The sequence below is a fragment of the Gelidibacter sp. genome, from assembly GCF_039916245.1.
Taxonomy (GTDB): domain Bacteria; phylum Bacteroidota; class Bacteroidia; order Flavobacteriales; family Flavobacteriaceae; genus Gelidibacter.
Genome location: NZ_JBDSLS010000206.1, coordinates 1 through 3,261 on the forward strand (window position 1 = coordinate 1; position 3,261 = coordinate 3,261).

Here is a 3,261-nt window from a genome sequence, read left to right on the forward strand (position 1 = left end):
CCATGACACGCACATTTTGATTGCCACGTAAGCTCAGACTTCCCGTTTGCTGATCGATACTTACGGAAGGAATGTTATTCAAAATGTCGGACGCCGTGGCACCCGATGTGGTCAGGTCCTTTCCAACCGTAATCACTTTTCGATCCACTTTCTGTTGAATACTGGAGACTTCTGCAACTACGGTAACTTCATCTAAAGCCGCGATATTTTCTTCCAGTAAGATCTTTCCTAAATTGACATCATAGCCCTCTTTTCCGATTTTGAAAGGCTGTGTGATGGTTTTGTAGCCGATATATTGAATGTTTACGGAGTATTGGCCTTCAGGCAATTTTGAGATTTTAAAACTGCCGTCATCTTGAGTAATCGCGCCAGTGATGGTTGCGTTGGATGTGTTTTTGATGACAATGGTAACGTAAGGAAGTGGTTGGTTGAGATGGGCATCGATGACAGTTCCAGAAATAGAACCTTCTTTTAATTCATGGGAGGCCGACGGTTGTGCAAATAATGTAGAGCACATTAAAATGCAGAATAAGAATAATGATTTCATTAGTGATGGATTTTTTGATTTGATTGATGAATTTTGATTTGATTGTTATACTAGAGACGAGTACTTTTGATTATTGTTACACTGTTTTAATTTTTAGGAAAATATAATATTTGAAATCATGAAAAAAAGCAAGAAAACATTGGTGTTTGGAGCTTCGCTAAATCCGAGTCGTTATTCCAATATGGCGCTGCGCAAACTCGTGGCCTATGGACATGAGGTTGTTGCTTTTGGATTAAAAGAGGGTAGCGTTGAAGGAGTTGTGATTGATACGGAATTGAAGCCTTACGAGGCGGTTGATTCCATCACTTTATATATGAATGCCACTAGACAAGAGCCATTTTATGACTATCTAATTGCTTTGCAACCTGATCGTGTCATTTTCAATCCAGGGACAGAAAATCCTGAGTTTTTTAAACGCTTACGCGAGGCCAATATTGAATTTGAAATGGCCTGTACCTTAGTGATGCTTAGTACGGATCAATATTAGTCCGAAGAAGGTCAAGCTGCCATTTAGAATCAGAATGAAAAAATCAAAATCAAATCCAAACCATTTTAGGCTGTTGAAACTGATGATATAGGATAAAATTGGAGATAGGATGGCAATAATTGGAACCAGTTTGTCTTTTATTTGCCAGGTCGTGAATAATCCGAAAGCATAAAGTCCTAGCAAAGGTCCGTAGGTATAGCCAGCAAAAAGAAGCAACTTGGCAATGACGCTTTCGTCTTTGATTAGGTATTTAAAGGAGATGATTACGAAAATCAAGACAAAGGAAATGATGATGTGCATCCGCTTTCTAATGGCGATTTGTTTAGCAACATCGTATTTTTTTTCAATATCCAAAATATCAATACTAAAGGAGGTGGTCAAGGCGGTCAAGGTGCTGTCTGCACTACTGTAGGCCGCAGCAATCAATCCGATTAGGAAAAATACAAAAACGCCAATTCCTAAATACTCTTTAGCCAACACAGGAAAAAGCTCGTCGCGATGGGCGTCTATGCCGTTTTGCTGTGCGTACACGGTTAAGAGTAAGCCCAAGCTCAAAATAACAAAATTGACCAATGTTAACACAATCGTGAACCAAAACATGTTCTTTTGTGCATCCTTCAAACTTTTGCAAGTCAGGTTTTTTTGCATCATATCCTGATCCAGTCCTGTCATGGCGATGGCAATAAAAGCTCCTGATATGAATTGTTTCCAGAAATAATTACTGGATTTAAAATCGTCAAAAAAGAAGGTTTTAGAAAGATCACTATCCAAAACATAGCCTAAAATGTTTCCACTGCTGATGCCTAAGTCGTCACTCACATAAAATATGGTCACCCCAATGGCGATTAACATGAATAAGGTTTGCAAGGTATCCGTCCAAATAATGGTTTTTATGCCCGATTTAAAAGTGTACAACCAAATTAAAAACACCGTTAAAGTCACGGTTTGCCAAAACTGGATTCCCAAATCATCAAAGAGAATGACTTGCAGCACGTTGGCTACTAAGAAGAGTCTGAAGCTCGTTCCGACAACTCTGGAAATTAGGAAGAATGAAGCGCCCGTTTTGTACGAAGCATTTCCAAAGCGCTCCTCTAAATACGTGTAAATGGAAGTTAAATTCAGTTTGTAATAGAGAGGGAGCAACACGGTTCCAATAACTATATACCCAACAATATAACCCAGCACCACTTGCATATAGCTAAACTGTGAGGATTCAATCCATCCGGGAATGGAAATAAAAGTCACTCCTGATAGCGATGCGCCAATCATTCCAAAAGCCACAACATACCAAGGTGCTTGTTGATTTGCTTTAAAAAATGTATTGTTGTCTGATTTTTTTCCTGTAAGAAAAGAGATCAAAATGAGAATAGCAAAATAGGAAAGGATAAGAATGATGATAGTCGTGGAATTCATGTTTTGGGAAATCTGTCGGTAAATTTAGGTGTTGAACTTTCGTTTTTGCAAATCTCGGGCTTTAATGTGAAATAAGAATATGTTAAAGCACCAAAAAATAGGCACTAAAATTGTAAATTCGCCCCTATGGAATTTTCTTCAAAACTACTCGAAAAGGCGGTTAATGAAATGTCGCAACTCCCCGGAATTGGGAAACGTACGGCATTGCGATTGGTGTTGCATTTATTGCGGCAGCCTCAGGAACAAACAGCTTTATTGGCTTCGGCATTGCAGCATATGAGGAATGATATCAAATTTTGCAAAAGTTGCCATAATATCAGTGATACCGAACTTTGCGAGATATGTTCAAATCCGCGCAGAACTGAAGAAATCATCTGTGTGGTGGAAGATATCAGAGATGTGATGGCTATTGAAAATACGAGTTCCTTCAAAGGCTTGTACCATGTTTTGGGCGGCAAAATATCTCCTATGGATGGTGTTGGTCCCAATGATCTCAATATTGTTTCCCTTGTCGAGAAGGTGAGAGAAGGACATGTAAAAGAGTTGATTTTCGCCTTAAGTTCAACGATGGAAGGCGATACCACCAACTTTTATATTTTTAAGCAAATTCAGGATTGTGAAATTATTACATCAACAATTGCCAGAGGTATCTCAGTAGGAAATGAGTTGGAATATACAGATGAGGTTACCCTCGGAAGAAGTATTTTGAACCGAATCCCTTTTGAATCGTCTCTAAAATCTTGATGTATTTTTGAAGTTATCCGTCGTCATATTGAACTATAATGTGCGCTACTTTTTGGAGTTGTGCCTCAAA

The 3,261-nt window shown here is 38.7% G+C and carries 4 protein-coding genes; 2 read left to right on the forward strand and 2 right to left on the reverse strand.

Annotation, left to right across the window (positions count from 1 at the left end; translation table 11 throughout):
- Nucleotides 1–547 (reverse strand): carboxypeptidase-like regulatory domain-containing protein (locus ABIQ28_RS10980; protein ID WP_348037212.1); only part of this gene is annotated, 547 nt, incomplete at its 3' end.
- A 118-nt stretch (nucleotides 548–665) separates the two neighbouring features.
- On the opposite strand from ABIQ28_RS10980, the gene ABIQ28_RS10985 reads away from it, so the two are divergent.
- Complete coding sequence (locus ABIQ28_RS10985) at nucleotides 666–1,034, forward strand: CoA-binding protein (RefSeq protein WP_348037214.1); 369 nt, start codon at nucleotides 666–668, stop codon at nucleotides 1,032–1,034.
- On the opposite strand, the gene ABIQ28_RS10990 is transcribed toward ABIQ28_RS10985, so the two are convergent.
- On the reverse strand, nucleotides 1,005–2,447 hold the full coding sequence (locus ABIQ28_RS10990; protein ID WP_348037216.1) for a sodium:solute symporter: 1,443 nt from the start codon (nucleotides 2,445–2,447) through the stop codon (nucleotides 1,005–1,007). The two genes, ABIQ28_RS10985 and ABIQ28_RS10990, sit on opposite strands and share 30 nt — an antisense overlap.
- Before the next feature lie 126 nt (nucleotides 2,448–2,573).
- Here ABIQ28_RS10990 and recR point away from each other — a divergent pair, with 126 nt between their 5' ends.
- A complete protein-coding gene (recR, locus tag ABIQ28_RS10995; RefSeq protein WP_348037218.1) occupies nucleotides 2,574–3,191 on the forward strand; it encodes a recombination mediator RecR in 618 nt (205 codons plus the stop codon).
- The last annotated feature ends 70 nt before the right edge of the window (nucleotides 3,192–3,261 follow it).